The sequence below is a fragment of the Aquimarina sp. Aq107 genome, from assembly GCF_943733665.1.
GTDB lineage: Bacteria > Bacteroidota > Bacteroidia > Flavobacteriales > Flavobacteriaceae > Aquimarina.
The window spans coordinates 3,063,122-3,081,243 of sequence record NZ_OX030782.1; the positions used below are offsets into that span (position 1 = coordinate 3,063,122).

Genomic DNA, 18,122 nt, shown 5'->3' on the forward strand with positions numbered 1-18,122 from the left:
ATTAATTTGCCAACATTTAATAATTTAATTGTAGTAAATGAAAACATATACACACATAAACAAAAAAGAGCGTCTCCACGCTCTTTTTCTTCACACAAATCATCTTAATTTAGGGGCTTAATCTAAAATTAAAACTCACTTTTATTAAAATCTTTCATCTTGGGGAAAATGAAAGCGTTAACTCTTATTCACAATGTAAAGATAGTATAATTTTACATACACACAAGCTTTTTTAGCTTTTAATCTATAAAAACAGTAATAAAACATTAAAAATAAACCAAATTACAATAAAAAGTAGTCTTTTTCCTACTTAATCAATAATAAAAATAAAAAAAAGTAAAAACAAAAAAAGAGTGCTTTCACACTCTTTTAATTGAAACAAATCATCTTAATATAGGGGCTTAATATAAAATAAAAACTAAAATTATTTTTTTGAACTTTCCATTTCAAAATGCGAAAGTATTTTTCTCTAAACTACGTTGTAAAGATAATGCAATTTTTCAATTAAACAAATTAATTGTGTTTTTTATCTATAAAATACATTATTTTAACTGAAATTATATTTATATTCCTACAAATTCTTACAAATAAAATAATTCAATATCATATTAAACCTTTTTTTGTTATTTTAGTCTAATAGTAAACTAGCGTATACTAATCATTACTTAAATCATTATTTACTATTGAATATTCAAGAAGAGAACTTACTTATAGCCTTACAAACAGATAAAGACATAAATCATGCCTTTACCAAACTTGTATCTATGTATAAGCAACGGTTATATTGGCATATAAGAAATATGGTTAAAAATCATGACGATACAGATGATATCCTGCAAAATGTATTTATAAAAGTATATAAGAACATTTCGAAATTTAAAGGGGATAGTAAACTATATTCTTGGATGTACAGAATTGCTACCAATGAATCGATCACCTTCTTGAACCAAAAAGCAAAAAAGTATAATATTAGTAATGAAGAACTGCAACAACAACTTATTGAAAACTTAGAAGCCGATGTGTATTTTGAAGGAGATGAAATCCAACTTAAGCTACAAAAGGCAATAGCATTGCTACCCCAAAAACAACAGCAGGTTTTTAATATGAAATATTTTCAAGAACTAAAATATAAAGAAATCTCTGAAATTCTGGAAACTAGTGAAGGAGCATTAAAAGCATCTTATCATTTAGCAACCAAAAAAATCGAAGAATATTTAAAAACTAATTAAACCTTTTTACATTTACATCGTCTTAGATATAGTGAAAAATAACAATTTACATAACAACAAAGAAGGATTTAAAGTTCCCCGTGATTATTTCGAGAATTTCGAAGAGAAACTTTTTGAAAAAATTTCTAAGGATGATCAAGTCATTTCGGTACTGCCTAATAAAGTTGACTCTGGCTTAAAAGTTCCAGAAAACTATTTTGATACGCTTGAGCATGATATTATAAAAAATATAAATTCCGAGAATCAGGAATCCTCTATACTTGCTGGTAGTATCAAAACAGGATTAAGCACTCCTGACAAATACTTTGAAAATGTAGAAAACACTATTCTACAAAAAACAATAAATACCAATCAAGAACCTAAAATAATATCACTTTTATCTCGGAAAAACATTTTATATATCTCTGGTATAGCTGCTATGATAGCTATTATAATTTCTATATCAATAAATAAAGGACAAGATTCTTTTAGTTTTGATTCTGTTGATATTGTAGATATTCAAGAATATTTCGATGAAGGAAATGCAGAATTTAGTGATTCTGAAATTGCAGAATTATTAGACGAAGAAATTAACCTAACGAGTACATTTAGTGACGAAGATATTACTGATGAAGAATTAGAAAACTATTTATCAGATGAAGAGTTAGAGGATGAAATTATATATGTTGAATAAAAAAGAGCACATGAAAAAGATATTATTACTATTTATTATCGTTTTTACTATCAACTTCTCTTTTGGTCAAAGAGGACCTAGAGGAAAAGTAAAAGCTTTAAAAATAGCTTACATAACAGAACAATTAGACTTAAGTAGTAAAGAGGCGCAACAATTTTGGCCTATCTATAATGAGCATGAAGATACTATGGAAACTCTCAAAAGGACAGAACGTAAATCCCTTAGAGCAATAAAAGATTCTGACGGTTTTGAAAATTTAAGTGAAAAAGAAGCTGAAGATTTTTTAAATAACTATATAAAAGCGGAAGAAAAAAAACACCTAATGCGTAAAAAACTAATTACCGATTTAAGACAGGTGATTCCGCATAAAAAAATCCTAAAACTGGTAAAAGCAGAAATGGACTTTAATAAACGTTTATTAAAACAACTACGAAATAGACGTCAAGGAAAGTAAAAAAACAATCTATTATCATAAAAAAGTAAATGAACTCTATTGATCATTTACTTTTTTTGCTTTTAAAAATCAATTTTGCCATTCTATTTTTACCTGCTGCAATCGCTATACTATCATTAATAAATCGTATTGTATAAAAGCTTTCTGCGCTTATATCTTTCCAGGTATTTCCGGAGTCATTGGAAATAGATATTCCTGTAAAACCAACCGTAACAATCTCATTTCCCTCACTATTAGGTACATAACGGACACAACTCTTATAACCCGCTCCTACCCCATCTGCAATTAAATTCCAAGTTTTTCCTCCATCAGTAGTAACGGCTTTATTTTTTTGATTTGCTTCTGGCTTTGTATAATCTCCTCCGAATATTATTCCAATATTCTTATCATAAAAGTCCAATGAATACGCTCCTTTAGTCTCTGTACCTTGAATTATCGGAGTTTCTGAAACACTCCAAGTATTACCTTTATCAGAAGAATAAAACGTTCTGGATTTAATTCCACCAGAAACCATCCAAACATCATCATCTATTATTTTTATATTTCCATTACTAGCAGCAAATGCAGCTTCTCCTTCTGCAGTTTTTGGTAATACATTGCAAGAAACTTTATTCCAGGTTTCTCCTCCATCTTTGGTTCGTATAACTGATAAACATCCATCGGTAGGATCCCCCATTGCTATTCCATCGGTATTATCCCAAAATACCATAGAATCATAAAATACTTTATCATGATCCTCTTTGTATACTAATTTTGGTTCCCTACTTTGCTTGTTAACCTTATATAATAATGCTGGCGATTCAATACTTAATACAAAAAAATCGGTCTTAGTTTGCGCAATAGCTCTAAATTGAATTTTTCTTCCCTCAAAATCTAAAACTGAGATTTTTTTATTCTTTACGTTAAACTCATTATCAATATCAAAAGTTCCATATATCCCATTACTACCAGCAAAAATTAATTGACTATCACTTATATCGACAGCTCTAATACTAACAGAATCATTATAAAAAGGTGATACCTCGACAGCAGAAAAATTATGATTAACAACTATAGGTTTTTCAGAACTACAACTAAAAAGAAGTATCAAAGTAATTAATGATAGTAAAAATCTCATACCCAATATTTTTAAACCAAATATAACACTATTCTAAAGCAAAGGATTACCTTTGCAAACCCTAAAAAAATAAAGGATGCGTTTACATAGAAATCTGGTCTTTGCTGTAATTGATGGACTCAATGAAATTTTTAATGAAGAAGCTTATGCGGATAAGGTAGTTCAGAAATTACTAAAACGAGACAAAAGATGGGGTTCTCGCGACAGAAGTTTTGTTGCAGAAACCGTTTATGACATTGTACGATGGAAACGTCTTTATGCAGAAATTGCTGATGTTTCGGAACCTTTTTCAAGAGAAAATCTTTGGAGGATTTTTGCAGTTTGGGCAACACTTAGAGGAATTATTTTACCCGACTGGAAACAGATTGTTCCAACTCCGACAAGACGTATTAAAGGTCGTTTTGATGAATTAAGTAAAACTCGAAAATTAAGAGAATCTATTCCTGATTGGATGGATGAATTGGGAGAAAAAGAACTTGGAAAAAAATGGGAAAAGGAAATTGCTGCCTTAAATGAACAAGCTCCAGTAGTACTTAGAACAAATGCTTTAAAAATCACTAAAGAGAAACTTAGAAGTATTCTTGAAGATGAAAATATAGATACCGAATTTATAAAAGGATATTCATCAGCACTTCAACTCACAGAAAGAGCTAATGTCTTTTCTACAGAAGCTTTTAAAAAGGGATTCTTCGAGGTACAGGATGCTTCTTCTCAATTAGTAGCCGATTTCTTAGATGTAAAACCTGGTCAACGAGTAGTAGATACTTGCGCCGGAGCTGGAGGAAAAACACTACACCTGGCTGCATTAATGGAAAATAAAGGCCAAATAATTGCTATGGACATCTATGGCAATAAATTAAAAGAACTTAAAAGAAGAGCAAGACGAGCAGGTGCTCATAATATAGAACCAAGAACTATAGAAAGCTCTAAAGATATCAAGAAACTACACGCCAAAGCAGATCGTGTTTTAATCGACGCTCCCTGCAGCGGATTAGGTGTTTTAAGTAGAAATCCGGATGCGAAATGGAAATTGCAACCAGAGTTTCTAGATAAAATTAAACAAACTCAATTACAGATTTTAGAAAGTTATTCTAAAATGGTTAAACCAGGTGGGAAGCTAGTATATGCAACTTGTTCCATACTTCCATCTGAAAATCAAGATCAAGTTAAAGCTTTCTTAACTAAAGAAATAGGAAAAGATTTTACTTTTGTAAAAGATAAAAAGGTACTTTCTTCAGAATCTGGATATGATGGATTTTACATGGCATTGCTAGAAAGAAAATAACTCAACTTACGTAACAAACAATGAAAACAAAACTACTTCTTATTGCACTTTGTACATTTCATATAGGATATAGTCAAGTTCCTACTGGATATTACAATTCTGCTACTGGATCAGGATATACGCTAAAAACACAATTAAAAAATATTATTGATAGTGATAATGATGGATTATCTCCAGAGTTTCAATCAACAGATCCCGGATATAGCGGGCTGTACACTACATATGTAGCGTCAGATTCTGATTCATATTATGAAAATAACGGAAGTGTATTAGATATGTACTCAGAAAACCCGACAGGAGCTGATGATTACGAATATACTCACTTTACAGATCAAGACCCTGGATCTGGAGGAACTTCAGAAGGAGAATTTTACAACAGGGAACATATAATACCACAATCTGTTTTTAATCAAGTTACTCCCCAACGTTCAGATGCTCATTTTGTAGTTCCTTCTGACAAATTCGTAAATGGTGCTCGTGGTAGTTTACCATTCGGAAGAGTGGAAACAGCTAACTTAACTACCACAAATGGTTCTAAAAGAGGAAATAATGTAGATTCAGGATATTCGGCAGGATATACAGCTACCGTTTTTGAGCCAATAGATGAGTTTAAAGGAGATATTGCCAGAATGCATTTTTACTTTGCCACTCGCTATGAAGATGACGTAGCTGGGTATTCATATACCATGTTTAATGGAACTAGTGATCAGGTTTTTGATCAAACGTTTTTAAATATTCTTATAACTTGGCATAATCAAGATCCTGTATCAACAAGAGAAATAGACAGAAATAATGCAATTTTTGGAAGACAGAGTAACAGAAATCCATTTATAGATCATCCAGAATACGTAGAAATGATATGGAGTACTGTAATTGATTCAGAAGCTCCAACATCACCTTCTAATGTAATGGTATCTAATGAAACTTCTAATAGTATCGACTTGTCTTGGACAGCTTCTACGGATAATATAGCCGTAACTGAGTATGATGTATATGTAAATAGTATTTTTAATAAATCTGTTTCTTCGACAACAACCACAGTAGGTGGTTTAAGCCCGGAAACTACATATGCTTTTACGGTCTTGGCAAAGGACGCGGCAGGAAACGAATCTTCTCAAAGTGCTTCTGTGAATGGAACCACATTGGCAGGCGGAACAGGAGAAACTGATTGTGCCACAGAAACATTTAGTAATGTTGGAGCTGCTTCTAGTTCGTATTCTGAACGTACTTGGACTGGTGATGACGGAGGAGAATGGACCGCTACGGATGCCAGAACAGACCAGACATTAACTGCAAGTGCAATTACTATTAGAAATGGTGAACTAACTTCTTCTTCAATTTCTGGAGGAATTGGATCACTTACCGTTACTACGCTAAGAGCCTTTAGTGGTGGTACAGGAACATTTACTATTAGAGTTAACGGAACTGAAGTAGGAACAATACCTTATAGCGATGTTCAAGAAACTACTACTATTAATAACATCAATGTAACTGGAAATATTATAGTTTCTTTTACTGATAAAGCCACAACTAGTGACCGAGTAATTATTGATGATTTATCCTGGACCTGCTATGATCCTACTTTAGGTGTAGATGATCTTGATCTGGATAACCTTATAACAGTATATCCAAACCCTTCTTTAGATCGAAGATTAACGATAGACATTTCAAATAGTGTAAATAATGAAGTAAACGTTTATGATATTACTGGTAAGCGAATAATCTCTAAAAAGAATATTGACGAAACCATTCAATTAAATAATTTACCTCAAGGTGTGCTGCTCGTAGAAATTATTTCTTCTAAAAGAAGTATTACCAAAAAGGTAATCATACGATAAAACCAAAAGCGGCTTTTCTAGCCGCTTTTTTTTATTTCTAATCGTTGTTTAAAATTTAGTGAATAACTCTATCATTACGATAAAGTTTTATACAATACTTTCTTAAGAAAAGTAGTAAATTTGCAGCTTATTAAAAACAACACAAAGTCTGGGAGCATGATCCACTTCTTCGGAAACCAAAATGAGAAAGTATTTGCAGTACAAACCACTGACGAAATCTCAACAGAAAACATCAAAAAATTAGTATGGTTATTTGGCAACCAACCTAAAATCTCAACGGCGTCTATTGACGCTTTTTTTGTTGGTCCACGGGCCGCTATGATAACTCCATGGAGTACCAACGCAGTGGAAATCACACAAAATATGGGGATACCGGGAATTATCAGAATTGAAGAGTTCGAAGCAGTTACTGAAAATTTCACTAATTTTGACCCTATGCTTTCGCAAAAGTATCCTAATTTAAGTCAAGATATTTATACCATTGATATTGAACCAGAAGCCATTCTAGAAATTGATGATATCGATGCGTATAATAAAGCAGAAGGTTTGGCATTAAGCGCAGAAGAAGTAGCGTATTTAGAAGAAGTTTCTAATAAAATCGGAAGAAAACTTACAGACTCAGAAGTTTTTGGTTTCTCTCAAGTAAATTCAGAACACTGTAGACACAAAATATTCAATGGTACTTTTATCATCGATGGAGAGGAACAGCCAACTTCTCTTTTTAAATTAATAAAGAAAACTTCAGAGACAAACCCTAATGATATTGTTTCGGCATACAAAGATAATGTAGCTTTTATAAAAGGTCCTAAGGTAACTCAGTTTGCACCAAAAAGTGCTGATAAACCAGACTTTTATCAAGAAACACCCTACGAAAGTGTAATATCACTAAAAGCAGAAACACATAATTTCCCTACCACAGTAGAACCATTTAATGGCGCTGCTACAGGTTCTGGTGGAGAAATTAGGGATCGTCTCGCAGGTGGAAAAGGTTCTTTACCGCTAGCGGGAACTGCTGTATATATGACCTCTTATTCTCGATTAGAAGAAAATCGTCCTTGGGAACAGTCGGTCGAAGAAAGAAAATGGTTATACCAAACTCCAGTAGATATTTTAATCAAAGCTTCTAATGGTGCTTCAGATTTTGGTAACAAATTTGGACAACCATTAATTACTGGATCTATATTAACTTTTGAACACGAAGAAGATGCTCGTAAACTAGGTTTTGACAAAGTTATTATGCAGGCTGGTGGTATCGGATATGGCAAAAACGAACAAGCACTAAAAGACAAACCTGAAACCGGTGATAAAATCGTTATTCTTGGTGGAGAAAATTATCGAATTGGTATGGGTGGAGCTGCAGTATCTTCTGCAGATACCGGTGAATTTAGTAGTGGAATTGAATTAAATGCAATCCAACGTTCTAATCCAGAAATGCAAAAACGTGCTGCCAACGCTATTAGAGGTATGGTAGAAAGTGAAATAAATACTATTGTTTCTATTCATGATCATGGAGCTGGAGGACATTTAAATTGTCTTTCCGAATTAGTGGAAGAAACAGGAGGAAAAATTGACCTTGATAAATTACCTGTTGGGGATCCTACCCTATCCGCAAAAGAAATTATTGGTAATGAATCTCAGGAACGTATGGGATTAGTTATAGGACAAAAAGATATCGACACTTTAGAACGTATAGCTGATCGTGAACGTTCTCCAATGTATCAAGTAGGTGATGTTACAGGTGACGATCGTTTTACTTTTCAGTCAAAAACCAAAGGTGATAAACCAATGGATCTTGCACTAGAAGATATGTTCGGTAGTTCTCCTAAAACGATCATGAATGATAAAACAATTGATCGTAATTATAAGGAGATATCTTATCAAAAAGAAAATATTCATGACTACCTAGAACAAGTGTTACAGTTAGAAGCTGTTGCTTGTAAAGATTGGCTTACCAATAAAGTAGATCGTTGTGTGGGTGGAAAAGTTGCCAAACAACAATGTGTTGGACCATTACAATTACCACTTAATAATTGCGGAGTAATGGCTTTAGATTATACCTCTAAAGAAGGTATCGCTACATCTATTGGGCACTCCCCCATTTCTGGACTTATTAATCCCGAAGCGGGAAGTAAAAACTCTATCGCCGAAGCTTTAACCAATATCGTTTGGGCTCCACTTAAAGATGGATTACAATCTATTTCTCTATCTGCAAACTGGATGTGGCCATGTAAAAATGAAGGTGAAGATGCCAGATTGTATAAAGCAGTAAAAGCAATTTCTGATTTTGCTATTGATTTAGGAATCAACGTGCCTACTGGTAAAGATTCTCTTTCAATGAAGCAAAAATATCCTAATGAAGAAGTAATCTCTCCGGGTACTGTAATTATTTCTGCAGCTGCCAATTGTAATGATATAACTAAAGTGGTAGAGCCAGTTCTTCAGAAAAATGGTGGAGATATCTATTATATCAATTTATCGCAAGACAAGTATGAACTAGGTGGCTCATCTTTTTCACAAATAACAAATAAAATTGGTTCTAAAGCTCCTAATATTAAGGATGCTCAAAGTTTTAAAAACACTTTTAATACTATCCAACAATTAATAAGAGAAAATAAAATAGTTGCTGGACACGATATTGCTTCTGGAGGTTTAATTACTACCCTACTTGAACTATGTTTTGCAGATGTTAATCTAGGAGCAACCTTAGACCTTTCTAAACTTGAAGAGCAAGATACTATCAAGTTACTCTTTGCTGAAAACGCTGGTATTGTATTCCAAAGTGCTAATAATTGTAATATAGAGGACGTACTTTCTCAGAGTAACATCCAGTTTTTCAATATTGGTACAGTAACCAATAAAGCTTCATTAGAAATTAAAAATGTAGATGATTATTACAATTTTGATATCGAAAAACTTAGAAAAACTTGGTTCAAGACATCGTATTTATTAGATAAAAAGCAAACTGCCAATAATCTTGCAAAAGATCGTTTTGAAAATTTTGCAAATCAAGCTTTACAATATAGTTTCCCTAAACATTTTACAGGACAGCTTCCTGTAATTACTAATTATCAACCAAGGCCTAAAGCTGCTATCATCCGTGAAAAAGGAAGTAATTCTGAGCGTGAAATGGCAAATGCTATGTATTTAGCAGGTTTCGATGTAAAAGATATTCATATGACTGACCTAATATCTGGTCGAGAAACACTAGAAGATATCCAATTTATTGGAGCTGTAGGTGGATTTTCTAACAGTGATGTTTTAGGATCTGCGAAAGGTTGGGCAGGCGCTTTTCTTTATAACGAAAAGGCAAATACTGCGCTAAAAAACTTTTTCAAAAGAGAAGATACTTTATCTGTAGGGATTTGTAATGGATGTCAATTATTTATGGAATTAGAAGTAATCAATCCTGATCATAGTGAACATGGAAAAATGCATCATAATAATTCTCATAAACACGAAAGCAATTTTACTTCAGTTAAAATACAAGAAAACAATTCGATTATGCTATCCACATTAGCAGGAAGTACATTAGGAGTATGGATTTCTCACGGTGAAGGAAAATTTAACCTTCCTCTTTCTGAAGATCAATATAACATTGTTGCTAAATATGGATACGAAGGATATCCGGCAAATCCGAATGGGTCAGATTACAACACTGCTATGATGTGCGACACATCTGGACGACATTTAGTAATGATGCCGCATATAGAACGTTCTACATTTCAATGGAATTGGGCAAATTATCCTGAAGGAAGACAGGATGAAGTATCACCTTGGATAGAAGCTTTCGTAAATGCTAGAAAATGGATTAAAAATCAATAATTATAAGAATCAGCATATTATTAGTTTAATCTGTTTAGGGTTTATTATAGTCTAACTGTTATATATCTATACCGGTTGGATTAATCAATAGAATATTACAATTGATGATTTAATCAGTATTTTTATCCCATTGCTATTAACTATTTTAAAACCTAAACACCTAAATCCTTGAAAAAAATATTTCTTTCCCTATTTTTTTTGGTCTCGGCCATAATTATAGCGCAAACAAAACCGTCATATAGCAGAGCAAAAATCACTTATAATACTCCGGCTAATTTTAAAACCTTAATGGACGCTGGAGTGCCAATGGACCATGGACAACATAAACGAGGTATGTTCATTATTTCTGATTTTTCTAATGAAGAAATTCAAACTGCAAAAGATCTTGGATTTAAAGTAGAAATTATAATTGAAGATGCAGAGGCAGATTTTACACGAAGAAATGAGATAGCGAAAAATCAAAAAGCAATTCAGAATTTAACATGTCCATCCGGAAACGGAACTGTTAACAACTACCCAACTCCATCTAATTTTTCTCTTGGATCTATGGGTGGATATCTAACTTATCAGGAAATGTTAGATAATCTTGATGCTATGAGAGCGCAATATCCAACATTAATTTCAGCTAGAGCGGACATTGGTACATTTGTTACAAATGGTACCCCAGATAATTCTGTATCTCCATCCATAGGAGGAAATACAATACAATGGGTGCGTATTTCTGATAACCCTGACGTAGATGAAAACGAATCTGAAATATTATATGATGCCATACATCACGCAAGAGAACCAGCAAGCTTATCACAACTTATTTATTACATGTGGTATTTATTAGAGAATTACAATACCGATCCGGATATTAAACAAATTGTAGATAATACCGAGTTATATTTCGTACCTGTAATAAACCCAGATGGATATCTTTATAATCAAGTAACAAATCCAAATGGAGGTGGATTATGGAGAAAAAATAGATTCAATACGCACGGAGTTGATAATAACAGAAATTACGATCACTATCCAAATGGAAATGCTGCAAATGCTACTTGGGGAGGTCCAGGTTCATCTAGTAATACAAATGATCAAACGTATCATGGTACTAGTGCTTTTTCTGAGGTAGAAAATCAAGCAATGAAATGGTTTACTGAGCAACACGAGTTTATCATTGCTTTAAACAACCATACTTTTGGTGAGTTATTATATTTTCCATATTCTTATGCCGCTAATACTCCTACTCCTGATGAAGATATTTTTATTACAATAGGAGCAGAACTTACTTCTCAGAACGGATATAATCCACTAAGAGATGCCCCATTTGCTGGTGATAGTGATGATTTTATGTATGGAGGTACATCACAATCTCACAATAAAATATTTTCTTTTACTCCAGAAGTCGGAACCTCTTTCTGGCCTGCTTCTAACCAAATAGATGGGATCTGCAAAGAAATGATGTATCTAAATCTTACTGCTGCAAAAATGACTAACAATTATGCACAGTTAGAAAGTATAGGAAGTCTTTTTGTAGGAGAAACATCCTCTTTTAAAGCAGAGTATACTCTAAAAAGACTTGGTATTACAGGAAATGGAAACTTTACTGTAACCATTATACCAATATCCAATAATATTACTAGTGTCGGCAATGCTAAGACGTATAGCAATACACAAATCGGAGCAGATATTCTAGATAATATCCAGATCAACGTTCATAACACAATCGAAGTTGGCGATGAGATCTCTTATACTATACAAATAGATGGAGGAACGATTACTGAATCTATAAATGTCATTAAAAAATATGGATCGCTACAGAGTATTGTAAATAATGATGCTAATAGTTTAGCAGATTACACACAATCTGGATGGTCTACAACAACGGCTACATTTGTTTCGGCTAATGCGTCAATAACCGAATCATCAACTGGTAACTATGGTGCTAATGAAAACAAAACAATTGAACTTACTCAAAGTATTGATCTAACTACGGCAGCTTTTGCGAATGTTCAATTTAATGCCAAATGGGATATAGAAAATAATTGGGATTATACTCAATTTGAAGTTTCAATAGATAACGGATCTTCTTGGATTCCTCAATGTGGAAAATTCACTAATTCGGGAAGTACTAATCCAGGACAACCAACAGGAGAGCCTTTATATGATGGAACTCAAACAGATTGGATATTAGAAGAAATTGATCTTAGTGATTACCTAGGAGAAACGATTAAAATTCGTTTTCAATTTGTTTCGGATAGTGATATCGAAAGTGATGGATTCTTTTTTGATGATTTAATCATAAATAGCATCAATGAAAATGTATTAACTATTGAAGAAAATTTATTTTCAGAATTCAAAGTTTTTCCAAACCCAGCAAAAGATCTACTAAAGATAATGGCAACTTCTTCTTCCAATTTCGATCTACATTTAAGAAATGTCATTGGACAAAAGGTCGCTACAAAAAACAAAGTTTCTGGAAATCAAGAATTTGATATCTCAAAATTAGATATAGGATTGTACTTTTTAACGATTGAAATGGAAGAAAACGTTAAAACTTTTAAAATTCTAAAACAATAATTATTCAATTAAATCCCATAAAACTTAAGGAGTTATCAAAAGATAGCTCCTTTTTTTATATATTAGGGTTGTGTATTGTTAGATTTTTTATAATTTGCGAAACTATGCGCGCATAGTAATTTCTCAAAAATTCTCTCAAAAATAAAAAGTGTGAGAATTTTAAGAATATAAAATAAATTTTGTGCAACTTTATAATAACGGTTAACTATCAATTTTTCTAAAAAATACAGTTAACTGAAGGTCTTTTAAACAGAGTAAAAATATCTGAAACAACGTATGAATACAATTACTAGATTATTTGATTTTCCGCATTATCAATTAGAAAAATACAACTTAGACAAAGCTTTAATTACAAAATATAATGGCAAGTGGGTTGCAACTTCAACTAAGGAATATGTAGATAAAGCAAATCAGATCAGTCGTGGTCTATTACGATTAGGAGTTAAACCTAATGATAAGGTCGCAATTATTTCTTCCAATAATAGAACGGAATGGAATATTGTAGATATTGGAGTTTTACAGATCGCTGCACAAGATGTACCTATCTACCCTACTATTTCTCAAGAAGATTATGAATATGTTCTAAATCATTCAGAATCTGTTTATTGTTTTGTTTCAGATGATGAAGTTTTACAAAAAGTAAATAACATAAAAGGCAATGTTCCTTCATTAAAAGGAGTATATTCTTTTAATGATCTTGACGGATGTGATAGTTGGAATAAAGTATTAGAGCTTGGTAAAGATGATAGCAATCAAGAAGAAGTAGAAAAAATAATGGCTTCTGTTAAAGAAGATGATTTAGCTACATTAATTTACACTTCTGGAACCACTGGAAGACCAAAAGGTGTAATGCTAAGTCATAAAAACATTGTATCCAACGCTTTACATAGCTCTACAAGATTTGCAGATTTTGGAGGAGAGGTTAAAGCATTGAGTTTTTTGCCTGTTTGTCATATTTATGAAAGAATGTTGATGTATCTATACCAATATAGAGGTATTGGTATTTACTTTGCAGAATCTCTAGAAACTATAAGTGACAACTTAAAAGAGATACAGCCGGATATGATGACTGCTGTTCCTAGACTTTTAGAAAAAGTATATGATAAAATTATTGCTAAAGGAGCTGACCTAACTGGTGTCAAAAAGAAATTATTTTTCTGGGCGGTAGAGCTTGGTCTTAAATATGAACCTTATGAAGCAAATGGTTGGTGGTATGAAAAGAAACTAGGTATTGCCAAAAGATTAATCTTTAGTAAATGGCAAGAAGCACTAGGAGGAAATCTTAAAGTAATAGCTTCTGGTAGCGCCGCTTTACAATCTAGATTAGCTAGAGTATTCAATGCTGCTGGTATTAATGTAATGGAAGGTTATGGATTAACAGAAACATCACCGGTAGTCTCGGTTAATGACATTAGAGATAGAGGTTTTAAAATTGGTACTGTAGGAAAAATGCTTCCTGATACTGAAGTAAAAATTGCAGAAGACGGAGAAATTCTTGTAAAAGGCCCTCAAGTTATGATGGGATATTACAAAGATGAAGAAAAAAGTAAAGAAGTATTAAAAGATGGATATTTCCATACCGGAGATATAGGAGAAATAGACAGTGAAGGTTTCTTGAGAATTACGGATCGTAAAAAAGAAATGTTCAAAACTTCAGGCGGAAAATATGTAGCACCTCAAGTCATTGAAAATGCAATGAAACAATCTCGTTTTATTGAACAAATAATGGTAATTGGGGATGGAGAAAAAATGCCAGCTGCATTTATCCAACCGAATTTTGATTTTGTAAAAGATTGGGCAAACCGAAAAAGTATATCTATCGGTACTACTAATGAAGAAATTGTTAGTAATCAAATAGTAATTGATCGTTTCCAAGAAGAAGTAGATGAACATAATGAAAAATTCGGAAAATGGGAACGCATCAAACGATTCGAACTTACATCAGATGAATGGAGTATTGAAGCTGAACACCTTACTCCTACAATGAAATTAAAAAGAAGAGTGATCAAGGCAAAATACCAAGATCTATACAGTAAAATTTATGGCTAATTCAATTCACTGATTACAAATGTATAGTGTAAAACTTTAACTTTAAATCAGTAAACTCCTCATTTTATGAGGAGTTTTTTTATTAATTCAATAGAAAAATGTAAATTACTTACTCTTTTTTTGATTTTTTACACAATTTATTATGCGTGCATAGTAAATTTTTCTTACCTTTACTGCATAACAAATTTTCTGAATGAGAGAAAAAACGATTGATTATGCACTACGAGCTACATGGATGGCAGTTGCCAAGATGTATAACGAAGAAGCAGGTAAAAAAGGTAGTACAATGGCAACAGGTTTTGCTTTAATAAGCATCGATCCCGAAAACGGAACACCATCTACCTCATTAGGCCCTAAAATGGGTATGGAAGCCACCAGTTTATCTAGAACTTTAAAAACCATGGAAGAAAAAGGATTAATCTTTAGAAAGAAAAATCCTCAAGACGGGCGTGGTGTTCTAATTTATCTAACCCCTTTCGGAGTAGAAATGAGAAATTTTTCAAAAGATGTAGTTTTCACATTTGATCATGCAGTAAGAAAGCATGTTTCTAAAGAAAAGTTGGATACTTTCTTAGAAGTATTTCAATTGATCAATGATCTCATTGCGACGAAGAAAATATACACAAAAAAAGAATCTATAACATCTTAACAACCAGAAGTTAAAAAAAATGAAAAGAGTCATTAAAAAAGTTGCAGTAGTTGGTTCAGGAATTATGGGATCCGGTATTGCATGTCATTTCGCTAATATCGGCGTCGAAGTACTATTATTAGATATAGTACCAAGAGAATTAAACGACAAAGAAAAGGCCAAGGGTCTTACATTAGAAAGCAAAGTGGTTCGTAATAGGTTAGTAAATGATTCACTAACCGCCGCTCTTAAGTCTAAACCCTCTCCTATTTACAGTCAAAAATTTGCAAATCGTATCACTACGGGTAACCTAGAAGATGATGTTGCAAAAGTAGCAGACGTAGACTGGATCATAGAAGTAGTAGTAGAAAGACTGGATATCAAAAAACTAGTTTTTGAAAACCTAGAGAAACATAGAACTCCTGGAACACTAATAACTTCCAATACCTCAGGTATACCAATAAAATTTATGAATGAAGGAAGAAGTGAAGATTTCCAGAAACATTTCTGTGGAACACATTTCTTTAACCCGGCACGATACTTAAAATTATTTGAGATTATTCCTGGTCCAAATACTTCGACAGAAGTTCTAGAATTCCTTAACGGATATGGAGAACAATTCTTAGGAAAAACATCAGTAGTAGCTAAAGATACTCCAGCTTTTATTGGAAACAGAATAGGTATTTTTAGTATTATGAGCTTATTCCATATGGTAAAAGATATGGGATTAACTATAGAAGAAGTAGACAAATTATCAGGTCCAGTAATAGGACGCCCTAAATCTGCTACTTTTCGTACAGTTGATGTAGTAGGGTTAGATACTTTAGTACATGTGGCTAACGGTATTGCTGATAATTGTCCTGATGATGAACGTCACGAATTATTTAAACTTCCTGCTTTCATCAATACAATGATGGAGAACAAATGGTTAGGGAGTAAAACAAAACAAGGATTTTATAAAAAGAGTGTTTCGCCAGAAGGAAAAAAGGAAATCCTTTCTTTAGATCTTGACACTTTAGAATATAGAAGCAAAAAAAGAGCTTCATTTACTACTTTAGAAATGACCAAGACTATTGATAAAGTAGTGGATCGTTTTAAAGTACTTGTAGCCGGAAAAGATAAAGCAGGCGAGTTTTATCGTAAAAGTTTTGCTGCATTATTTGCATATGTATCAAATCGCATCCCTGAAATCACTGATGATCTTTATAAGATTGATGATGCCATGAAAGCAGGATTTGGATGGGAACACGGACCTTTCCAAATATGGGATGCTATCGGAGTAGAAAAAGGAATCGAAATAATGAAAGCAGAAGGGTACGAACCAGCTGCTTGGGTACATGATATGATCGCTTCAGGAAGTACTTCTTTTTACACTGTAAAGAATGGAGCTACTAATTATTACGACATTCCGAAAAAGGAACAAGTAAAAGTTCCTGGACAAGACGCATTTATCATTCTTGATAATATTCGTAAATCATCAGAAGTTTTCAAAAACAGCGGTGTTGTAGTAGAAGATCTTGGCGATGGAATCCTTAATGTAGAATTCCAAAGTAAGATGAATACTATAGGTGGTGATGTACTTGCAGGATTAAATACAGCTATTGATATGGCTGAAAAAAACTTCCAGGGATTAGTTGTAGGTAATCAAGCCGCTAACTTTTCTGTTGGAGCAAATATCGGAATGATTTTTATGATGGCTGTAGAGCAGGAATACGATGAGCTAAATATGGCTATTAAGTATTTCCAAGATTCTATGATGCGTATGCGTTATTCTTCGATCCCTACAATTGTTGCTCCTCACGGCATGGCATTAGGTGGTGGATGCGAAATTTCATTGCACGCTGATAAAGTAGTTGCTGCTGCAGAAACATATATGGGATTAGTAGAATTTGGTGTTGGTGTAATCCCTGGTGGTGGTGGATCAAAGGAAATGGCTTTAAGAGCTTCAGATCTTTTTAAGAAAGATGATGTAGAACTTAATGTATTACAGGAACATTTCTTAACTATTGGTATGGCTAAAGTATCCACTTCTGCTTACGAAGCATTTGATACAAACTTACTTCAAAAAGGAAAAGATATAGTTGTTGTTAATAAAGATCGTCAGATCGCTACAGCGAAAGCATATGCAAAATTAATGGCAGAACAAGGATATACACAACCTGTTAGAAGAAAAGATGTAAAAGTCCTTGGAAAACAAGCACTAGGTATGTTTTTAGTTGGAACAGATTCAATGGAAGCAAGTAAATATATCTCAGAGCATGATCATAAAATAGCAAATAAGTTAGGATATGTTATGGCTGGAGGAGATTTATCAGAACCTACCCTTGTAACAGAGCAATACCTATTAGATCTAGAGCGCGAAGCTTTCTTGTCTTTATGTACAGAACGCAAAACGTTAGAGCGTATTGAACATATGCTTAAGAAAGGTAAACCTTTAAGAAACTAGAAAAAAGAAAAAG

Annotated in this window: 11 protein-coding genes; 10 read left to right on the top strand and 1 reads right to left on the bottom strand. The window is 33.0% G+C overall.

Annotated elements, in window-relative coordinates:
- The first annotated feature begins 683 nt into the window (after positions 1-683).
- From NMK29_RS13170 to NMK29_RS13180, 3 genes are read left to right on the top strand one after another with little or no spacing between them, the layout of a single operon-like run.
- Entirely contained in the window at positions 684-1,229 is a 546-nt protein-coding gene (locus tag NMK29_RS13170; RefSeq protein ID WP_108803776.1) for an RNA polymerase sigma factor, read from the top strand.
- Between the two features lie 31 nt (positions 1,230-1,260).
- Entirely contained in the window at positions 1,261-1,902 is a 642-nt protein-coding gene (locus tag NMK29_RS13175) for a hypothetical protein (protein WP_108803775.1), read from the top strand.
- Between the two features lie 10 nt (positions 1,903-1,912).
- Entirely contained in the window at positions 1,913-2,356 is a 444-nt protein-coding gene (locus NMK29_RS13180; protein ID WP_159092243.1) for a hypothetical protein, read from the top strand.
- 43 nt (positions 2,357-2,399) lie between these two features.
- Here NMK29_RS13180 and NMK29_RS13185 read toward each other — a convergent pair whose 3' ends face one another.
- Positions 2,400-3,473 carry an oxidoreductase gene (locus tag NMK29_RS13185; protein WP_108803773.1) on the bottom strand — a complete coding sequence of 358 codons (1,074 nt, stop codon included), beginning with the start codon at positions 3,471-3,473 and terminating at the stop codon, positions 2,400-2,402.
- Between the two features lie 76 nt (positions 3,474-3,549).
- On the opposite strand from NMK29_RS13185, the gene NMK29_RS13190 reads away from it, so the two are divergent.
- The 7 genes from NMK29_RS13190 to NMK29_RS13220 all read left to right on the top strand — a co-directional run bounded on the left by NMK29_RS13190 (position 3,550) and on the right by NMK29_RS13220 (position 18,109).
- A complete protein-coding gene (locus tag NMK29_RS13190; RefSeq protein WP_108803772.1) occupies positions 3,550-4,758 on the top strand; it encodes an RsmB/NOP family class I SAM-dependent RNA methyltransferase in 1,209 nt (402 codons plus the stop codon).
- A 20-nt stretch (positions 4,759-4,778) separates the two neighbouring features.
- Positions 4,779-6,596, top strand: a complete 1,818-nt coding sequence (locus NMK29_RS13195; RefSeq protein ID WP_108803771.1) for an endonuclease — start codon at positions 4,779-4,781, stop codon at positions 6,594-6,596.
- Between the two features lie 156 nt (positions 6,597-6,752).
- Positions 6,753-10,418, top strand: a complete 3,666-nt coding sequence (gene purL, locus NMK29_RS13200; protein ID WP_108803770.1) for a phosphoribosylformylglycinamidine synthase — start codon at positions 6,753-6,755, stop codon at positions 10,416-10,418.
- 168 nt (positions 10,419-10,586) lie between these two features.
- A complete protein-coding gene (locus tag NMK29_RS13205) occupies positions 10,587-12,986 on the top strand; it encodes a M14 family metallopeptidase (protein ID WP_159092242.1) in 2,400 nt (799 codons plus the stop codon).
- Between the two features lie 276 nt (positions 12,987-13,262).
- A complete protein-coding gene (locus NMK29_RS13210; protein ID WP_108803768.1) occupies positions 13,263-15,035 on the top strand; it encodes a long-chain fatty acid--CoA ligase in 1,773 nt (590 codons plus the stop codon).
- A gap of 193 nt (positions 15,036-15,228) precedes the next feature.
- The gene (locus tag NMK29_RS13215) at positions 15,229-15,684 is read left to right on the top strand and encodes a MarR family winged helix-turn-helix transcriptional regulator (protein ID WP_091408787.1); all 456 of its coding nucleotides are present in this window, start codon (positions 15,229-15,231) and stop codon (positions 15,682-15,684) included.
- Between the two features lie 19 nt (positions 15,685-15,703).
- On the top strand, positions 15,704-18,109 hold the full coding sequence (locus NMK29_RS13220; protein WP_027392073.1) for a 3-hydroxyacyl-CoA dehydrogenase/enoyl-CoA hydratase family protein: 2,406 nt from the start codon (positions 15,704-15,706) through the stop codon (positions 18,107-18,109).
- Positions 18,110-18,122: the final 13 nt, after the last annotated feature.